Genomic DNA, 16635 nt, shown 5'->3' on the forward strand with positions numbered 1-16635 from the left:
ATGCGGAGCGACTCATGCCCGCTGTAACGTCGGTCGAGGCTTGTCGGGCCTGCGCATCATCTAGGCTCGTCAACAATGACTAGCGAGGGCCAGGAGCACGGCGCGGCGCGCCGCCCTGTCGAGGACGAGGTGGACGTGGTCGCCGAAGAGGCTCAGAAGCCGGCAGAAGACGGGAAGAAAGAGAAGAAGGGGTCGTTCTGGAAAGAGCTCCCCGTCCTGGTCGTTGTGGCGCTCGCGCTGGCGTTGATCATCAAGACCTTCGTCATCCAGGCCTTCTACATTCCCTCCGAGTCGATGGAGAACACTCTCCTGACCAACGACCGGGTGCTGGTAAACAAGCTGGTCTACCACACGCGCGACATCGAGCGCGGCGATGTGGTCGTCTTCTCCGGCGTCGACTCCTGGGACGGCGAGTTCCAGGTCGAAGAGCCGGCCAACCCCGTCGCGGGCTTCTTCCGCTGGGTGGGCACCGCGTTCGGCGTGGTCCCCGGTGAGAAGGACTACATCAAGCGGGTCATCGGCGTCGGCGGCGACCACGTCAAGTGCTGTGACTCGGCCCATCGCATCACGGTCAACGGCGTGCCGATCGACGAGACGAGCTACCTCTATCCGGGCAACCTGCCGTCCGGGGAGAACTTCGACATCACGGTGCCGCCCAACCGCCTGTGGGTGATGGGCGACCACCGCCAGGTCTCGCTGGACTCGCGCTCCCACACGGGCGACCCCGGGGGCGGGTCCATCCCCGTGAGCCAGGTCATCGGGCGGGCCTTCGTGATCGTCTGGCCCTTCGCGCGGGCCACCTCGATCCCCATCCCCGACACGTTCGCCCAGCCGGCCCTGCAGGCGCTCGGCGGGTCGGTTCCGCTGGTCGCCGGGTTCGCGCTGGCCGCGCCGGTGCTGGTGATCCGGCGGCGGTGGGTCAGGGCAAGGCGTTGATGGCCGTCACCAAGAAGGCGCAGGGCGTGGAGAAGAAGAAAAAGGGCGGCATCCGCGAGACGATCATCATGCTGCTGATGGGCGTGGGGATCGCGCTGCTGCTGCAGGCTTTCGTGGTCGGCTCCTTCTGGATCCCCTCGGAGTCGATGGAGAACACCCTCAAGGTCAACGACCGGGTGTTCGTCAACAAGCTCGCGGGGCCGCCCGAGCGGGGTGACATCGTGGTGTTCAAGGGCTGGAACGGCGAGGACACCATCAAGCGGGTGATCGGCGTCGGCGGTGACAAGGTCGTCTGCTGTGACGACGACAAGCGCATCACGATCAACGGCAAGCCGCTCGACGAGTCGTCCTATCTCTACCCGCGTGACTTCCCCTCAGGTGATGACTTCAACGTCACGGTGCCGCCGGGCAAGCTCTGGCTGATGGGAGACCACCGCAGCTCCTCGGCCGACGCGCGCAGCCACATGGAGGAGCCGGGCGGCGGGTTCATCGGGGTGGACGCGGTCGTCGGCACGGCGGTGGTGCGCTACTGGCCGCTGTCACGGGGCTTGATCTTCACCAAGCCCGAGAGTTTCGCCAAGGTCGAGTAGCGAGCACTTCCGGTCGCGGTTTGCGGCGTTTGGGGCGTACGCTTCCTGTGTCATGACAGTTGCGTTCCGCCCTCGACCGAGCGTCGTTCGCCGCGATTCCGGACTCTACGCTTACGAGCGGGCGCTGGCCCGCCGCGGCCTGACGCCCATCGCGGGCGTGGACGAGGCCGGGCGCGGGGCCTGCGCCGGTCCGCTGGTCGTCGCGGCCGTCATCCTGCGCAGGCGGATCGACGGGCTCGCGGACTCCAAGCTGCTCTCGCCGCCGGTGCGCGAACGACTGTACGACGAGATCATGGCCACCGCCCACGTCGGCGTCGTCATCATTCCCGCCGAGGAGATCGACGCCACGGGACTCCACAAGTGCAACATCTCGGGAATGCGGCGAGCCGTGGCGCGGTTGTCGTGTGACCCTGGGTACATCCTCACGGATGGCTTTCCGGTGCCGGGCCTTCCGGCGCCGTCGCTGGCAGTGTGGAAGGGGGATCAGGTGGCCGCCTGCATGGCGGCCGCGTCGATCGTGGCCAAGGTGACGAGGGACCGGCTGATGGTCGCGCTGGACGGCGACTTTCCGCTGTACGGTTTCGCCGATCACAAGGGGTACATCACGCGACAGCATCGCCTGGCACTGGAGACGCACGGCCCGTGCGCGCACCACCGCTACTCCTTCGTTACGGTGGCCAGACAGATGGGCGAGAATGAAATGGGGGCCGGGGTTGCCTGAGCGGGCACACCGGGGGACCGGTACGACAGGAGGACCGCGATGAGCGCAGAGGATCTCGAAAAATACGAAACCGAGATGGAGCTGCAGCTTTACCGCGAATACCGCGATGTCGTCGGTTTGTTCACCTACGTCGTGGAGACGGAGCGGCGCTTCTACCTCACCAACTCCGTCGACCTGGACGTACGCACCGCCGAGAACGGTGACGTGTTCTTCGACGTGAAGATGCAGGACGCCTGGGTTTGGGATATGTACCGACCCGCGCGTTTTGTGAAGAATGTCCGAGTCGTTACGTTCAAGGATGTCAACGTCGAAGAGCTGGCCAAGGCCGACCTGGAGATGCCGAAGGAGGGCTTCTCGGGCTAGCTGGACGGTCTGGCTCGCGCCGGACCGTCTTGTCCACAGCCTCCGGGGGATCGGCTTCGGTTATCCCCAGAATGACGCTCGGCCGCCGATGATCTTGTCGAAGTGAGCGAAGGTCAGTGCCCGGAGGTGGCACATGGCCGCGAGGAACGAACTCGGCAGGCACGGCGAGCAACTCGCCGCGGCCTATCTGCAGGCCGAGGGCATGACGATCATCGAGCGTAACTGGCGCTGCCGCTACGGCGAGATAGACATCATCGCCGAGGACGGCCCCAGCCTGGTGGTCGTCGAGGTGAAGACCCGGTCGAGCAGCTCCCACGGCACGGCGCTGGAGTCCGTGCGACCCGCCAAGGTGGCCCGCCTGAGGGTCCTGGCCGCCCGATGGCTCGCCGGTCAGCCCCGCGTCTTCGCCGGAGTCCGGGTCGACGTGATCGCGCTCGAACGCTTCGCGGGTGACTTCTCCCTGCGGCACGTGCGGGGGGCGAGCTAGATGGCCGTCGCACGCACCCGCAGCGTCACGCTGGTCGGCGTCACCGGCCGCACGGTCGAGGTCGAGGCCGATGTGGGCAACGGCATGGCGGGCATCCATCTCATCGGCCTGCCCGACACGGCCCTGAGCGAGGCCCGCGAGCGGGTCAGGTCGGCGGTGGTCAACAGCCGTTACCCGTGGCCGGACGCCCGCATCACGGTGAGCCTGTTCCCGGCCAGCCTGCCCAAGCGAGGCAGTCAGTTCGACTTGGCCATCGCCGTGGCCATCCTGGGCGCCGCCGGATTCGTCCCCGCCGAGCGCGTCGCCGGGCCGTTCTTCCTCGGCGAGCTGGGCCTGGACGGGCGCCTCAGGCCGGTGCGTGGCGTGCTCCCCGCGGTCCTGGGCGCCGCCGAGCACCCGGAGGTCACCGTGGTGGTCCCGGCCGCCAACGCGGCGGAGGCGGCTCTGGTCCCCGACGTGAAGGTGGTGCCGGTCGCCGACCTGCGCCAGCTCGTGGAGTGGCTGCGCAGAGGAGACGACCCGCCCCGGTACCCCGTCCAGGACGCCCCGAGCCCACCCCGCTCCGCTGCCGTCCCCACCGTGGACCTGGCCGACGTGGTCGGCCAGCCGGTCGCCCGCCGCGCCCTGGAAGTCTGCGCCGCGGGCAACCACAACCTCTGGATGCTGGGCCCGCCCGGCACGGGCAAGACCCTCCTGGCGGAGCGCCTGCCCACCCTCCTGCCGCGGCTCCATCTCGACCACGCGCTGGAAGTGACGGCCATCCACTCCGTGGCGGGGGTGCTGCCACCCGACAGCCCCACGATCGACAGACCCCCCTTCGTCAGCCCGCACCACACGGCGACCGCGGCGGCGATCATCGGCGGCGGCAGCACCGTCGTCCGCCCCGGCGCGGTCTCCCTGGCCCACCGGGGCGTGCTGTTCATGGACGAGGCGCCGGAGTTCCCCCGGCACGTGCTGGACTCCCTGCGCCAGCCCCTGGAGTCGGGCAAGGTCACGGTGGCCAGGTCGGCGGGCTCGGTCACCTTCCCGGCCAGGTTCATCCTGGTGCTCGCGGCCAACCCCTGCCCCTGCGCCCAGCCCCAGGACCAGAGCGGCGGCTGCCAGTGCACTCCCACGCTCAGACGCCGCTACCTGGGCAGACTCTCGGGACCGTTGCTCGACCGCATCGACATGAAGGTCACCGTCGCGCGGTCGTCGCGGCGTGAGCTGATGGCGGACCGGCAGTTCGTCGAGACGAGCGCGACGGTCGCCGCGCGGGTCCTGCTGGCCCGCGAGCGAGCGGCCGCCCGCTTCGACGGGACCCCGTGGCGGACCAACGCCGAGATCCCGTCCTCGGCACTGCACACCCGCTTCCGGCCGTCCGAGGCTGCCATGAAGCCCATCACCACTTGCCTGGACTCGGGCACGCTGAGCACCCGGGGGCTGGACCGGGTGGTGCGAGTGGCCTGGACCTTGACGGATCTGGCCGGCAAGGATCACCCCGACGAGGCAGAGACATCGGCGGCCTTGGCCCTGTGGCTGGGGATGTCGGGATGACCCACCCGCCCATCACGCCTCCGCGATGCCGCCCCTCATGCGTGGACTCGCGCGGTCGCCCTCTCATGGTGTGCACCCGCGTGGTCGCGCGCCTCTCAGCTGCGTACTCGTGTCAGGTGCGTACTCGTGCGGTCGTTTCTCCTCAGGTGGGCACACTCCGCGCGGTCGCCTCTCCCATGTCGTTCCCGCACCGCTCGCGCGGTGGCGCAGCATCCATACTCCGGAGGAATCCTTGAGCAGCACCCCTGAGCATGAGGCACGAGCCGCCCTCATGCGCGCGGCCGATGTCGGGGACACGGTCATGGGCCGCTTCGTTTCCCGCTGCGGCGCCGTACAGGCAGTGGAGGCCATCCGCGCCCGCACCCTCCCGCCCGACTTCGCGGCAAGGGAAGCCGCTGAGGAGCGCCCCGCGGACCTGGGCAGGCGCCTGAGCACCTGGCTCGCGCGCCTGACTGCCTCGGATCCCGTGTCCGACCTGGTGGCGGGAGAGCGATCCGGGGCGCGGCTGATCATCCCGGGCGACGCCGAATGGCCCACCCAGCTTGACCAGCTGGGTGCTGCCCGACCGCTCGGCCTGTGGCTGCACGGCTCAGCCGACCTGCGCTTCTCCTGCCTGCGCTCGGTGGCCGTGGTCGGCGCTCGGGCCGCCACCGCCTACGGTGCGCACGTCGCGGCCCAGTTCGGTGTCGGCCTGAGTGAGTCTGGATGGACCGTGGTCTCAGGGGGCGCATTCGGCATAGACGGCGCGGTCCACCGAGGCGTCCTGGCCTCGGAATCACCCACCGTTGTCGTCCTGGCCTGCGGCGTTGACATCGCCTACCCCTCCGAACACCACGCCCTGTTCGCCGCCGTCCGGGACCAGGGCGTGATCGTCAGCGAATGCCCGCCGGGCGTCCACCCCACCAGAGCGCGCTTCCTCATCAGAAACCGCCTGATCGCCGCCCTGTCCAGAGGCACGGTCGTCGTCGAAGCGGCCCTGCGCAGCGGCGCACTCAACACCGCCACCCACGCGCTGTCCCTGAAACGACACCTGGCAGCCGTGCCCGGTCCCATCACCTCCGCACAGTCAGCCGGCTGCCACAGACTCCTACGCGACCAGAAGGCCACCTGCGTCACCTCACCTGAGGAGCTGATCGACCTGGTAGGCGTCATGGGCGACGACCTGGCCCCACTCCGCAGAGCCCCTGCCCTGCCGAGAGACGCCCTCTCGGAATCCACCAGGAGAGTTCTGGACGCCGTCCCCGCCAGAGGCGGCGCAGGCCCCGCCTCGATAGCGGTGGCCGCCGGCGTCGACCTCAACACGGTCCTGAGCGCCCTCGGCGGCCTGGCGGCGGCCGGCTACATCGAACGCGTACCCAAGGGCTGGCGCACCCGCCGAACCGCCTCCCCGGTCTACCCCAAAGCCCAAGAAACCCTCGCCCTCAACACACCCCCACCCTCCGCCCCTACCGACCACACCCCACCGCCCACCGACCCTGACCAGTTCCCCACCACTGAATCCGCATCCCCCAGGGGAGGGGCGATGCCGGTCGTGTAGGCCGTGGACCGGGCTGGCGCGATGTATCCCACGAGGCTCGCGGTGCACCTGGTCCTTGAGGGTCGAGGAGGCGGTGCGACAGGCGTACGAGTTGAACCTGGGCGAAGGCGCCGCGTGGACGCATCTGTGAGGAGTCACGCCGGTGGACGTGACCGGTGGCGGCGGACAGGCTTCTGATCAAGTCAGCGGGGCGAGCCAGGGGGCACGTCAGGCGAAGGGCACACCAGGGGTCGCCAGATCCTTGGTGAGTCACCCAAGATCGCCGATACCGAGCCTGTCAGCGCTTCGCCTCAAGCGCCACCACCGTAGCTAAGATCAAGTTCGATGTTCAACGGCGCGTTGCGATGCCTTGTCGCATCCTCCCCTCATGTTTCGCTGCGATCGAAGGTCTGACGGAAGGGCAGGGTGAGAAGGAGTGCGACCGCGACCAGGGCGCTACTGGTCCAGACGGGTCCCAGGTCGGCCAACCACGTGTTCAACGTGGCGGCGGCGATCACGGGACCAGCGGTAGCCCCGACGTTGAGGGCAGCGGTGGCGTAGGAGCCGGCCATGGTCGGCGCTTCCGCGGCCTCGTACAACACGCGTGCGATCAGCGTGCTCCCGAGGCCGAAGGAGAGCGCACCCTGGGTGAAGGCAAGGATCAGCAGCGCGATCGGGTCGGACGCGGTGAGGCCGAGCGTGACCCAGCCGCCGAGCAGCAACGGCCCGCCGACGGCGACAACGACATCGGGCCGCTGGTCGGACAGCCGCCCGGCGACGGTGACGCCGACGAAGGATCCCAGGCCGAACAGCACCAGCACGACAGAGACCCACAGCGGATCCAGCCCAGCGACATCGGTGACGATGGGAGCGAGGAAGGTGAAAGTGCCGAACGTCGCGGCGTTCACCAGGGCACCCAGCAGCAGGACCTGCAGCAGTCGCGGACGCCGTAATGCAGTGAGCTCCCGACGTAGATCCGGGCCTGCCAGCTCATCTGGTCGTTCTGTTCTGGCGAGGATGCCACCTGTTTCGGCGGCGCTCCCACGATCTACTTCGGCGGTGATCCCGCGCTCTGCTTTGGCGGGTATGCCGTGCACTGTTTCGGCGGCGATCCCACGATCTATTTCAGTGGTGATTCCACGCTCTGCTTTGGCGGGGATGCCAGACACTACGCCGAGCGCCGAGGGGAGGCACAACATCGCCATCCCCCAGAAGGTGGCGCGCCAGTCGATCAGTGTCCCGAGTAGGGCGCCGGCGGGGACGCCTGCGATGGTGGCGACCGTAGTGCCGGCCAGCAAGACGGAGAGGGCCCGGCCTTTTCGGTCGGGAGGGACCAGTTCAGTGGCTGCGGTGAGCGCGACCGCCAGGAAGCCGGCGCTGGCGAGCGCCGCGATGATGCGGCTGACGAGCAGAACTGTGAAGCTGCCCGTGCAGGCGCCGAGGACGTGTGCGACCAGGAACAGGCCGAGGAAGGCCAGCAGGCCGGATCGTCGAGGCCACCGGCGCGTAAGTGCCGCCATGAGCGGGGCGCCTACGACCATGCCGATGGCGAAGGCTGAGGTGAGAAGCCCCGCCGTCGCAACCGGAACGCCGATATCTGCGGCGATGTCCGGCAGCAGGCCGGCGAGCATGAACTCTGACGTGCCCATGGCGAAGAGCGCCACGGCAAGCAGATAGAGAGGTAGAGGCATCGAGAGACTCCGAGGTGATGAGAGATCAGCTGAGACGTCTCGTCACCGCGGTCAGCGGCCCGACTACTCCTGCCATCTGCCGCCATCGTGCAGCAGTGCAGGACCACTCAGTGGGGTTCAGGGGGCTGACGGGTGACCGAAAGCCCCCACCTTGGATGCCTCTGGGCTCGACATGACAAGCACCATACTCAGTCGAACCACCCTGCGCATATGAGTTTCCTTCCCGCCCCGGGCCGTTCGAGCGCGTCGCCGATGATCTGATCCGCACCGTCTGCGCGTCGGGCCGCGGTGGCCGATGACAGGAGGCATCCTGCGAGGGGCCGTACGGAGAGATAGCGAACGCCGTGGATCGGACACACCCCTCCTGCGACCGCCGCATGGGCATACGACCGCCGAACAGGCATACCTCCACCCCGTGGCGGAATAAGGGGTCCTGGCAGAATGATCTGTGAAGCCTTAGGTAACGGAGAGACGCGTGGATCTTGACGTTGACGAGGTGCTGAGTGCGTTCGAGGCGCATCTGCGGTTCGAGCGGGATATGTCCCCTCATACGGTTCGGGCGTATATAGGAGATGTGACGGCTCTGCTCGACTACCTGGCCGGACACCTCGACGGTGTCGATGTCACCGCGCTGCGCGGGTGGCTGGCCGAGCAGCATGATGCGGGCAAGGCGAGGGCCACGCTCGCGCGGAGGACCGCTTGCATCAGGACCTTCAGTGCCTTCTGTCACCGGCAGGGCTGGTTGCCGAACGATCCGGGACTGCTGCTGGGGACGGCCAAGGCGCCTCGGCGGCTGCCCGCCGTGCTCGACCAGGGGCAGGCTCGGGAAGTGCTCGACGCGCCGTCGGAGGGGGAGCCGCGGGACCTGCGAGACCAGGCTCTGCTGGAGCTGCTGTACGCCACGGGCATCCGGGTGAGCGAACTGTGCGGGCTGGACGTGGATGACGTGGATCGCGAGCGTCGTGTCGTACGGGTGCTGGGGAAGGGACGTAAGGAGCGGTCGGTGCCGTTCGGGGGACCTGCTCTACGGGCGCTGGACAGGTGGTGCGTGCACGGCAGACCGCTGTGGGTGCGTACGGGGTCGGGGCCGGCGTTGTTTCTCGGTGTGCGGGGCGGGCGGATCGACGCGGGGACGGTGCGGCGGGTGGTGCATGCCCGGGTGCGGCGGGTCGAAGGTGCTCCGGACATGGGGCCCCACGGATTGCGGCACAGTGCGGCCACGCACCTGCTTGAGGGTGGTGCGGACTTGCGTAGCGTTCAGGAGTTGCTGGGACACGCTTCGCTGAGCAGCACGCAGGTGTACACCCACGTCTCGATCGAGCGTCTTCGCAGTGCTTATCGGCAGGCTCATCCCAGGGCGTGAGATCTGCCGCCGCGTATGACTGGGGCGGGTGGTCGGCGGGTCCGCATGATCGTTCTACGCCGGTGCGTTCATCCGCTCGTGCGGCGGTGTGTAAGCGGTCAGTGGTGCGCTGTTCGGCGTGCTTCGCCGGTGGTTGGGCTCACTTTCGGCGTGGCCGTCTGCGTCGGGGCTTTCGGTGCTGACCTGTCGTATGGCAGCGGTCGTCTGTCATGGCCGGGTGATCGCTTCTAGCGGAGTGTCTCCCGCCTACTGGATCACGTGGGGATCTGTTCGTGCGCATCAGGTAGCGGAGCAGGGTGAGCAGGATCAGCACGGCCAGGAGTGCCGCGATGCCGAGGGCGGAGAGCATGGGGGTCGCGGCGGAGCGCGGCGAGAAATGGCCGAGTGCTGCGACAGGGGCGGTGGTGCGGTGCCGCACTGGCTTGGCGGGGGCGAGGGGTTGGTGTGAAGGCCGCTTCTTTTCGTCGAGACGCGCGACCTCGACCGGGGCGGCAGCGTCACCCGCGAGATCACCGCGGCCACGTGTGTGATCGTCCAAGGGGCGGTGAGGGCTAGGAGCGGGCGTGGAGGTGGCGGTCGGTGGGGTTGGGGTGATGGTCGGGGGCGGCATTGCGTGCCAGTACGGCAAGAGGCGGATGCGGGCGCGCCCCAGCAGCAGTAGGGGATCCAGGTAAGCCGAGGCCCTGCGAAGTCCCCAGTGCAGGCAGGACTCAGGACAGTGGGGGGAACCCGGCTCGACGATGCCCAGACGGTCGCCTGGGGAGACCGCATCGCCCGATCGTACTGCGGCGGCGACTGGGAGATAGGTCGTGCGCAGGCCGCCCGGATGGTCCACGGTGACGACGCCTCGACCACCTACCGAGCCGGCGTAGCCGATGGTGCCTTGACCTGCGGCCAGGACGGGGGCTGCGACGGTCGCGGCGAGGTCGACGCCGCGGTGGCCGGTCAGCCATGGTTCGGGCGGCGGGGCGAAGCGGCGCAGGATTCGCGGAGATCCGTTGAGAGGCCACTGCCAGGTTGAGGGTGCCGCCGTTACGGGCGTTGCTGACATCGCTGGGATCGGGGAGAGGAGGGAGGAAACGATCAGGAGGGTAGTGGCCATCACGATGACGCGCATTCGGGACTCGAACGAGAGACGATCACGTCTTGTCGTGAGGGAGGAAGGGTGGTTTGTGGGGAAATAAGGGCACGCAGTGCGAAATATGGTTATGAGTGATTTGGCGTGCTGGTTCGTAATGGCGTTGTGGTGGCTGGGTGAAGCGCAGTGGAAGCCGGGTCTCTGATAGGGGCGGGAGGAGCAGCCTGCAAGGAGACGGGAGGCGTTGTCGGAGGCTGGGGCAACGTACATGCGGAGAGTATGTGGCGCACGCCGGATGGCGAACTGAGGCGAACGCGATTCTGTGGATGAATCAATGGAGCATCAGCTGTCTGTGGACAAGTGATCCGACGATGGCGCGGCACCCAGGGATCGTGGCGGTAGGGTTGCGACTGGTCAAGCGCCAGAGCCATGAGTTGCTTCAGCGAATAAAATTCGCTACCTGCAGATGGGCATACAGTGTTGCTTGCCTTGATAGGTCCAGCAGTGTTCGCACACCCCGGGGCTGTGACGAACGCCTTCCGCCATGACTGTCGCCCCCTTTATTCCTAGCGGCGCGAGCAGGCTCTGCACCTGTTCCTCGTCGCCCATACGACTGGCGGCGCTGAACTTCCCCTCGAAGTCCTTGTCGTATTTGAGCAGGGTCGCCAGTTGAAGGAACTTTTGGGCGTGATGCAGCAGGTCATCGGCAGTGGGCCCATAATCGTTGGTCATGCGAGAATGCCTTCCCGCAAAGAATAATCCGAAGCGTGCCATTGAATAACCTTTGTCCAGGTATTATCGCGTGATGGCCGGCAGGAGCAGCGTCATCAGCGACCCTTTTCCGTGCGCCAGCAGAGCAGGAAGTGGAGGCGGGACCTAGCGGTAGATTCTGTTGTTCGTGAGCTCGTCGTCGCTCGTGGGTGGAAGTCGGCGTAGGGGCGAAGTCCAGATCCAGATGGTGCTCATGGCGATGCCGGCCGCGCAGATGAGGATGACCGGGCGTAGGCCGAGCAGTTCGGCGAGGAAGCCGCCGGTCACGCCGCCCAGGGCCATGACGCCCTGGACGGCGAAGGTCATGGTGGCGTTGACGCGGCCTCTCAACTGGGGGGTGGTGTCGCGAAGGACGATGGCGCCCATGCAGGTGGCGAAGGCGACGACGATGCCGCCGGTGATCGTGCCTGTCAGGGCGAGGACCGAGAGCTTCCACCAGAGCGGCCCGTCCAGGAGGCCTACCGCCAGGATCTCGATGGGAAAGAACAGCACGGAGACGAGCAGGATCCGGTTCTCGCCGTACCGCTTGGCCAGGCGGGCGGTGGACCAGGCGCCCAGCAGGCCGCCGAGGCCGCTGAGCGCGATGAGTATGCCGATCATCAACTGAGGGATGTCCAGGGTCTTCAGCATGTAGAGCATGTACACAGCCGTGTACGCCATGGCGAAGAAGTTGATGGTCACGCCTGCGCCCAGCAGGGCGCGCAGGACCGGATGGGTGGCGCTGGCACGCAGCCCCTCCACGACGTCGCGCCACATGCCGTGGGAGGGGGCCGGCTCGTTCTTCTCCGGGGTACGGATAGCGCGCAGGAGCAGGGCTGATGCCAGGAAGGACAGGGCCTCTGCGAGCACGGCGAAAGGTGCCGTGAGTGTCTGCACCAACAGGCCGGCGAGTCCCGGGCCGCTGACCGAGGCGACTGAGTAGGAGGCGTTGAAACCGGCCATGGCATCTGTTCGCTGCTCTGGCGGGACGACCGCGGCTATGTGCGGAAAGTTCGCGGCTCTGAACATCACTCCGGCGGTACCGATGATCAGGGCCACGATGATGAGCCAGGTTACGTTCAGGCCGCCGAGAAGCCAGGCCAGCGGGACCGACGCGGCTGCTGCCGCGGCGACCAGTTCGCAGGCGATCATCAGCGGCCGGTGGCGGACCAGCCGGTCGGCGAGCACGCCTGAGTGGAGGCCGAACAGCAAGGCGGGCACGAAGGACGCGGCCGTCAGGAGGCCCATCTCGGACGGGGAGGCGGCCAGCAGGGTGACCGCGGTCAAGGGGACGGCGAGCTTGGACACCTCGGAGCCGGTGATCGAGATCGTGCGGGCCGACCAGAGCAGGCGGTAGTCGCGCTGCTTGCGTAGGGGGACGGCGTGGAGGGGCTCGGGTGTGTTCAAGGCCGGATGGTTCGGGCGTGGAGGGTGAGGAGTCATGGATTCCTCAGTGCGCCTGGGAGGTGTCGTCCGAGGTGAGGCGATTGCCGGGGTCGGTCACCAAGATGTGAAAGAGACGCTTCATAACTATGAAGGTAATCCTTCGGAGTTCTGAAGGCAACCCTTCACGATGTGTGTCCGGGTACCTTTGGCGCATGGAGCAGGACAGGGATGGGCTCACTGATCCCAAAGCGATGCGGGCTCTCGCTCATCCGGCCAGACTGGCGATTCTGAACCGGCTTGGAGCCGACGGCAGCGCCACCGCTACCGAGGTGGCCGAGATCGCTGGGATCACGCCGAGCGCGGCCAGTTATCACTTGCGGATGCTGGCCAAGTACGGGTTCGTGGAGGATGCGCCGCCCAGGAGTGATGCTCGTGAGCGGCTGTGGAGGGCCACGGATAGACGGCTGGTGATCGGCGTCGCTCCGGGTGATCAGCCGGATGTCCGTGAGGCGAAGAATCTGCTGATCCGGGCAGTGCGCAGGGACGCCGACGGCGAACTGGAACGAGCCTTGGCCGCCGTTGCGCAGGAGCCCGATGAGTGGCGTGATGTGACCCGGTTCGACCGGACTTTGCTGCGGCTCGACACGACGGAGATGGCGCGGCTCAGCGAAGAGATCGAGAAGCTGCTGGCGCCGTACCGGGCTCGTTACCGCAGCGAGGAGGACGCGCCGCCCGGGGCGAGGGTGGCAGAGGCGCAGGTGAACCTGTTCCCTCACGCCAAGCGGCCGATCCCCGGGCTGCCCAGCGAAGATCACGGTGCTGGCCCCGACGGGTGAGCGTCAGAGCGAACCGTCCACGTGCCGAACCTCGATCCCAGCCGATTCGGGATCACTACGTCTGGGGCGCGGGGGATTTGCGGGGGTGGCGCGCTGGTTGACCTGAACGGTCAGGTGGGGCTCGTGTGGGAGGTAGACTTTTCGGTGGCCTGTCTTCGCAGGCCGACTTCGCATGCCCCGTCCAGGGATCGCACCTTCGGTCCAGGCCACGGCCTGGCTGGAGCGGTTCCGGGGCATCAGGGCGACAGCCCGCCGGCTGTCGCGACACAACCGAGAATCGCGCCCGAATCATGGGCGCCCAGACATGGAGGACCAGCACATGGCCCCCGTCGTAACCATGCGACAGCTCCTCGAGAGCGGTGTCCACTTCGGGCACCAGACTCGGCGCTGGAACCCGAAGATGAAGCGCTTCATCTTCACCGAGCGCAACGGCATCTACATCATCGACTTGCAGAAGTCGCTGTCGTTCATCGACCGTGCGTACGACTTCGTCAAGGAGACCGTCGCCCACGGCGGCACGATCCTGTTCATCGGCACCAAGAAGCAGGCCCAGGAGGCCATCGCCGAGCAGGCCGCTCGGGTCGGCATGCCGTACGTGAACCAGCGCTGGCTGGGTGGCATGCTCACCAACTTCTCCACCGTGCACAAGAGGCTTCAGCGTCTGAAGGAGCTCGAGGAGCTCGACTTCGACAACGTCGCCGCTTCGGGGCTCACGAAGAAGGAGCTCCTCATGCGCCGGCGCGAGAAGGACAAGCTTGAGCGCACCCTCGGCGGCATCCGCGACATGGGCCGCGTGCCCAGCGCGGTGTGGATCGTGGACACCAAGAAGGAGCACATCGCGATCAGCGAGGCCAAGAAGCTTGGCATCCCGGTCGTCGCGATCCTCGACACCAACTGCGACCCCGACGAGGTCGACTACCCGATCCCGGGCAACGACGACGCCATCCGCGCCGTCGGCCTGCTCACCAGGGTGGTCGCCGATGGTGTCGCCGCTGGTCTGATGGCTCGTTCGGGTGCCGCTCGCGGCGACGAGAAGCCGGCCGCGGCCGAGCCGCTGGCCGAGTGGGAGCGCGAGCTCATCGAGCAGGGCACCGGCGAGCAGGCCGCCGCCGAGACCGTGACCGAGGCTCCGGCCGAGGCTGCCGCTGAGGCTCCCGCCGAGGCTGAGGTCGAGGCTCCCGCCGAGGCGAAGGCTGAGGACGAGGCCGAGGTCAAGGCCGAGGTCAAGGCCGAGGACGAGACCCCGCAGCAGGCCTGACGATCTCGCGCCATGGTCCGGGGCGTCCGTGGCTCGGGGTGAAACCCGGGCCACGGACATGCCTTGGACGGGCCGAGTCCGGTACGACGGCGAGGGGCAAGGCCGGGCCGCAGGGTCCAGTCGAACCAGGACGTCAGCGGCGCGGGCAGGGCTCAGCGACGGCAGGGCAGGCCCGACGGCAGGGCAGGCCTGGTCCGAAGGCAAGGGTCCACCTACAGGCCAGTGGTCAGTGTAAGCCGGAGACGCGGGTTCCAGCGGTCAAGGGCCTCCGGGCTCGGATCGTACGAATCGCAGCCTCAGGTCGAGTAAGAGCTTCCTGTACGGCACGCGGTGTCGTACCAACAGAGGGTGGGCCCGGATCCCGGCGCCCACCCGATCCACGACGAAATCCCACAAGGAAAAAGCAATGGCTTCCGTGAACATGGCCGACGTCAAGCGGCTTCGCGAGATCACCGCTGCCGGCATGATGAACTGTAAGAAGGCTCTGGAGGAGTCTGAGGGCGACTTCGACCGCGCCATCGAGCTCCTCCGCCTCAAGGGTGCCAAGGACGTGGGCAAGCGCGAGACGCGCACCGCCTCCAACGGCCTGGTCGCGCTCAAGCAGGACGGTGACTCCTCCGCCGCGCTGGTCGAGGTCAACTGCGAGACCGACTTCGTGGCCAAGGGCGAGCGCTTCCAGGAGCTTGCCGCGCAGGTGGTCGCGCACGTGCTGGAGACCAAGCCGGCCGACGTCCCGGCCCTGCTCGAGTCCTCCTTCGACGGCAAGACCGTCAAGGAGCACCTTGACGAGGCCAACGCCGCGCTGGGCGAGAAGATCGAGATCCGCCGTTTCGCGGTCCTCGAGGGCGGCTACATCGGCGCGTACATGCACCGCACCGACCCGGCGCTGCCGCCGGCCGTCGGCGTGCTCGTACAGCTCGACAAGCCGAACACCGAGGTGGCCAAGGACATCGCGCAGCACGCCGCCGCGATGGCTCCCCAGTATCTGAAGGCCGCTGCCGTCCCCGTCGACGTCGTCGAGAAGGAGCGCAAGCTCTTCGAGGAGATGACGCGTGAGGAGGGCAAGCCCGAGGCCGCGATCGGCAAGATCGTCGATGGCCGGATCAACGGCTGGTACAAGGACTTCACCCTGCTCCAGCAGCAGTTCGTCAAGGACAGCAAGAAGAGCGTGGGCAAGTACGCCGAGGAGAACGGCGTGCAGGTTCTCGCGTTCGTCAGGTTCAAGGTCGGCCAGGCTTAGGCTTGAGCGAATTTCCGACCCATCGAACCGCCTAGAGAGGGAGGCCGCCGCCGTGCAGGACAGCCAGGAGCCCGCCACGTCGGCGGACTCTCCGTCCCCGAACGAGACTCCGAACCAGTCCCCGAACGAGCCGAGCCAGTCAGACCCGGTGCCCTACCAGAGTCCGCTGCGCTGGAAGCGGGTGATGTTGAAGCTGTCGGGTGAGGCGTTCGCCGGCGGCGACCCGCTGGGCATCGATCCGGCCGTGGTGGACCACCTGGCCGATTCGATCGCCGAGGCGGTGCGCGAGGGCGTGCAGGTCTCGGTGGTGGTCGGCGGCGGCAACATGTTCCGCGGCGCGACGCTGTCCCAGGGCGGCATGGACCGGGCCAGGGCCGACTACATGGGGATGCTGGGGACGGTCATCAACTGTCTCGCGCTGCAGGACTTCCTTGAGCGGCGGGGCATCGAGACCCGGGTCCAGACGGCCATCACCATGCAGCAGGTCGCCGAGCCGTTCCTGCCGCGCAGGGCGATCAGGCATCTGGAGAAGGGGCGTGTGGTGATCTTCGGCGCGGGCCTGGGGTCGCCGTACTTCTCCACCGACACCGCGGCGTCCCAGCGAGCCCTGGAGATCGGCGCCGAGGCGTTGCTCAAGGGAACCCAGGTGGACGGGATCTACGACTCCGACCCACGCAAGAACCCCGACGCGGTGCGCTTCGACCATCTTGATTACGGCGAGGTGCTGATGCGTGACCTCGCGGTCATGGATGCCACCGCGATCAGCCTGTGCAAGGACAACGACCTGCCGATCGTGGTCTTCGACCTCATGGGTGAGGGCAACATCCTGCGAGCGGTCCGCGGTGAGAAAATCGGCACGCTGGTGAGTCCCGCAGGCAAATGAG

General features: G+C 67.5%; 16 protein-coding genes. 12 read left to right on the forward strand and 4 right to left on the reverse strand.

The window, feature by feature from the left end; translation table 11 throughout:
* Window positions 1-75 precede the first annotated feature (75 nt).
* The 7 genes from lepB (OHA68_RS23580) to dprA all read left to right on the forward strand — a co-directional run bounded on the left by lepB (OHA68_RS23580) (window position 76) and on the right by dprA (window position 6170).
* Window positions 76-936, forward strand: coding sequence for a signal peptidase I (gene lepB / locus OHA68_RS23580; RefSeq protein ID WP_327102190.1), 861 nt, complete (start codon window positions 76-78; stop codon window positions 934-936).
* Window positions 915-1526 carry a signal peptidase I gene (gene lepB / locus OHA68_RS23585; RefSeq protein WP_225278264.1) on the forward strand — a complete coding sequence of 204 codons (612 nt, stop codon included), beginning with the start codon at window positions 915-917 and terminating at the stop codon, window positions 1524-1526. The genes lepB (OHA68_RS23580) and lepB (OHA68_RS23585) overlap by 22 nt, the downstream gene beginning before the upstream one ends.
* A gap of 52 nt (window positions 1527-1578) precedes the next feature.
* On the forward strand, window positions 1579-2247 hold the full coding sequence (locus OHA68_RS23590) for a ribonuclease HII (RefSeq protein WP_189138258.1): 669 nt from the start codon (window positions 1579-1581) through the stop codon (window positions 2245-2247).
* Window positions 2248-2286: 39 nt separating this feature from the next.
* Window positions 2287-2610 (forward strand): DUF2469 domain-containing protein, encoded by a 324-nt coding sequence (locus OHA68_RS23595; protein ID WP_026215037.1) that lies wholly within the window; start codon window positions 2287-2289, stop codon window positions 2608-2610.
* 133 nt (window positions 2611-2743) lie between these two features.
* A complete protein-coding gene (locus tag OHA68_RS23600; RefSeq protein WP_327102191.1) occupies window positions 2744-3097 on the forward strand; it encodes a YraN family protein in 354 nt (117 codons plus the stop codon).
* A complete protein-coding gene (locus OHA68_RS23605) occupies window positions 3098-4633 on the forward strand; it encodes a YifB family Mg chelatase-like AAA ATPase (protein WP_327102192.1) in 1536 nt (511 codons plus the stop codon).
* Window positions 4634-4865: 232 nt separating this feature from the next.
* Complete coding sequence (dprA, locus tag OHA68_RS23610) at window positions 4866-6170, forward strand: DNA-processing protein DprA (protein ID WP_327102193.1); 1305 nt, start codon at window positions 4866-4868, stop codon at window positions 6168-6170.
* A gap of 365 nt (window positions 6171-6535) precedes the next feature.
* Here the strand turns inward: dprA and OHA68_RS23615 are convergent, their stop codons facing one another.
* Window positions 6536-7840 carry an MFS transporter gene (locus OHA68_RS23615; RefSeq protein ID WP_327102194.1) on the reverse strand — a complete coding sequence of 435 codons (1305 nt, stop codon included), beginning with the start codon at window positions 7838-7840 and terminating at the stop codon, window positions 6536-6538.
* Window positions 7841-8315: 475 nt separating this feature from the next.
* Between OHA68_RS23615 and OHA68_RS23620 the strand changes: the two genes are divergently transcribed.
* Window positions 8316-9203, forward strand: coding sequence for a tyrosine recombinase XerC (locus OHA68_RS23620; RefSeq protein WP_407674362.1), 888 nt, complete (start codon window positions 8316-8318; stop codon window positions 9201-9203).
* Window positions 9204-9342: 139 nt separating this feature from the next.
* On the opposite strand, the gene OHA68_RS45375 is transcribed toward OHA68_RS23620, so the two are convergent.
* From OHA68_RS45375 to OHA68_RS23630, 3 genes are all read right to left on the reverse strand, one after another.
* Window positions 9343-10551: a M23 family metallopeptidase gene (locus tag OHA68_RS45375; protein WP_407674363.1), complete on the reverse strand. Its 1209-nt coding sequence runs from the start codon at window positions 10549-10551 to the stop codon at window positions 9343-9345.
* Between the two features lie 186 nt (window positions 10552-10737).
* A complete protein-coding gene (locus OHA68_RS23625; protein ID WP_327102195.1) occupies window positions 10738-11013 on the reverse strand; it encodes a hypothetical protein in 276 nt (91 codons plus the stop codon).
* A 144-nt stretch (window positions 11014-11157) separates the two neighbouring features.
* Window positions 11158-12438, reverse strand: a complete 1281-nt coding sequence (locus OHA68_RS23630) for an MFS transporter (RefSeq protein WP_327102196.1) — start codon at window positions 12436-12438, stop codon at window positions 11158-11160.
* A 191-nt stretch (window positions 12439-12629) separates the two neighbouring features.
* Here OHA68_RS23630 and OHA68_RS23635 point away from each other — a divergent pair, with 191 nt between their 5' ends.
* The 4 genes from OHA68_RS23635 to pyrH all read left to right on the forward strand — a co-directional run bounded on the left by OHA68_RS23635 (window position 12630) and on the right by pyrH (window position 16634).
* Entirely contained in the window at window positions 12630-13253 is a 624-nt protein-coding gene (locus OHA68_RS23635; RefSeq protein WP_189138252.1) for an ArsR/SmtB family transcription factor, read from the forward strand.
* Window positions 13254-13572: 319 nt separating this feature from the next.
* Window positions 13573-14511: a 30S ribosomal protein S2 gene (gene rpsB, locus OHA68_RS23640; RefSeq protein WP_327102197.1), complete on the forward strand. Its 939-nt coding sequence runs from the start codon at window positions 13573-13575 to the stop codon at window positions 14509-14511.
* Between the two features lie 406 nt (window positions 14512-14917).
* Window positions 14918-15751 carry a translation elongation factor Ts gene (tsf, locus tag OHA68_RS23645; RefSeq protein WP_327102198.1) on the forward strand — a complete coding sequence of 278 codons (834 nt, stop codon included), beginning with the start codon at window positions 14918-14920 and terminating at the stop codon, window positions 15749-15751.
* A 184-nt stretch (window positions 15752-15935) separates the two neighbouring features.
* Window positions 15936-16634 carry a UMP kinase gene (gene pyrH, locus OHA68_RS23650; RefSeq protein WP_225278267.1) on the forward strand — a complete coding sequence of 233 codons (699 nt, stop codon included), beginning with the start codon at window positions 15936-15938 and terminating at the stop codon, window positions 16632-16634.
* Window position 16635: the final 1 nt, after the last annotated feature.

This window comes from Nonomuraea glycinis (assembly GCF_035920485.1).
Taxonomy (GTDB): Bacteria; Actinomycetota; Actinomycetes; order Streptosporangiales; family Streptosporangiaceae; genus Nonomuraea; species Nonomuraea glycinis.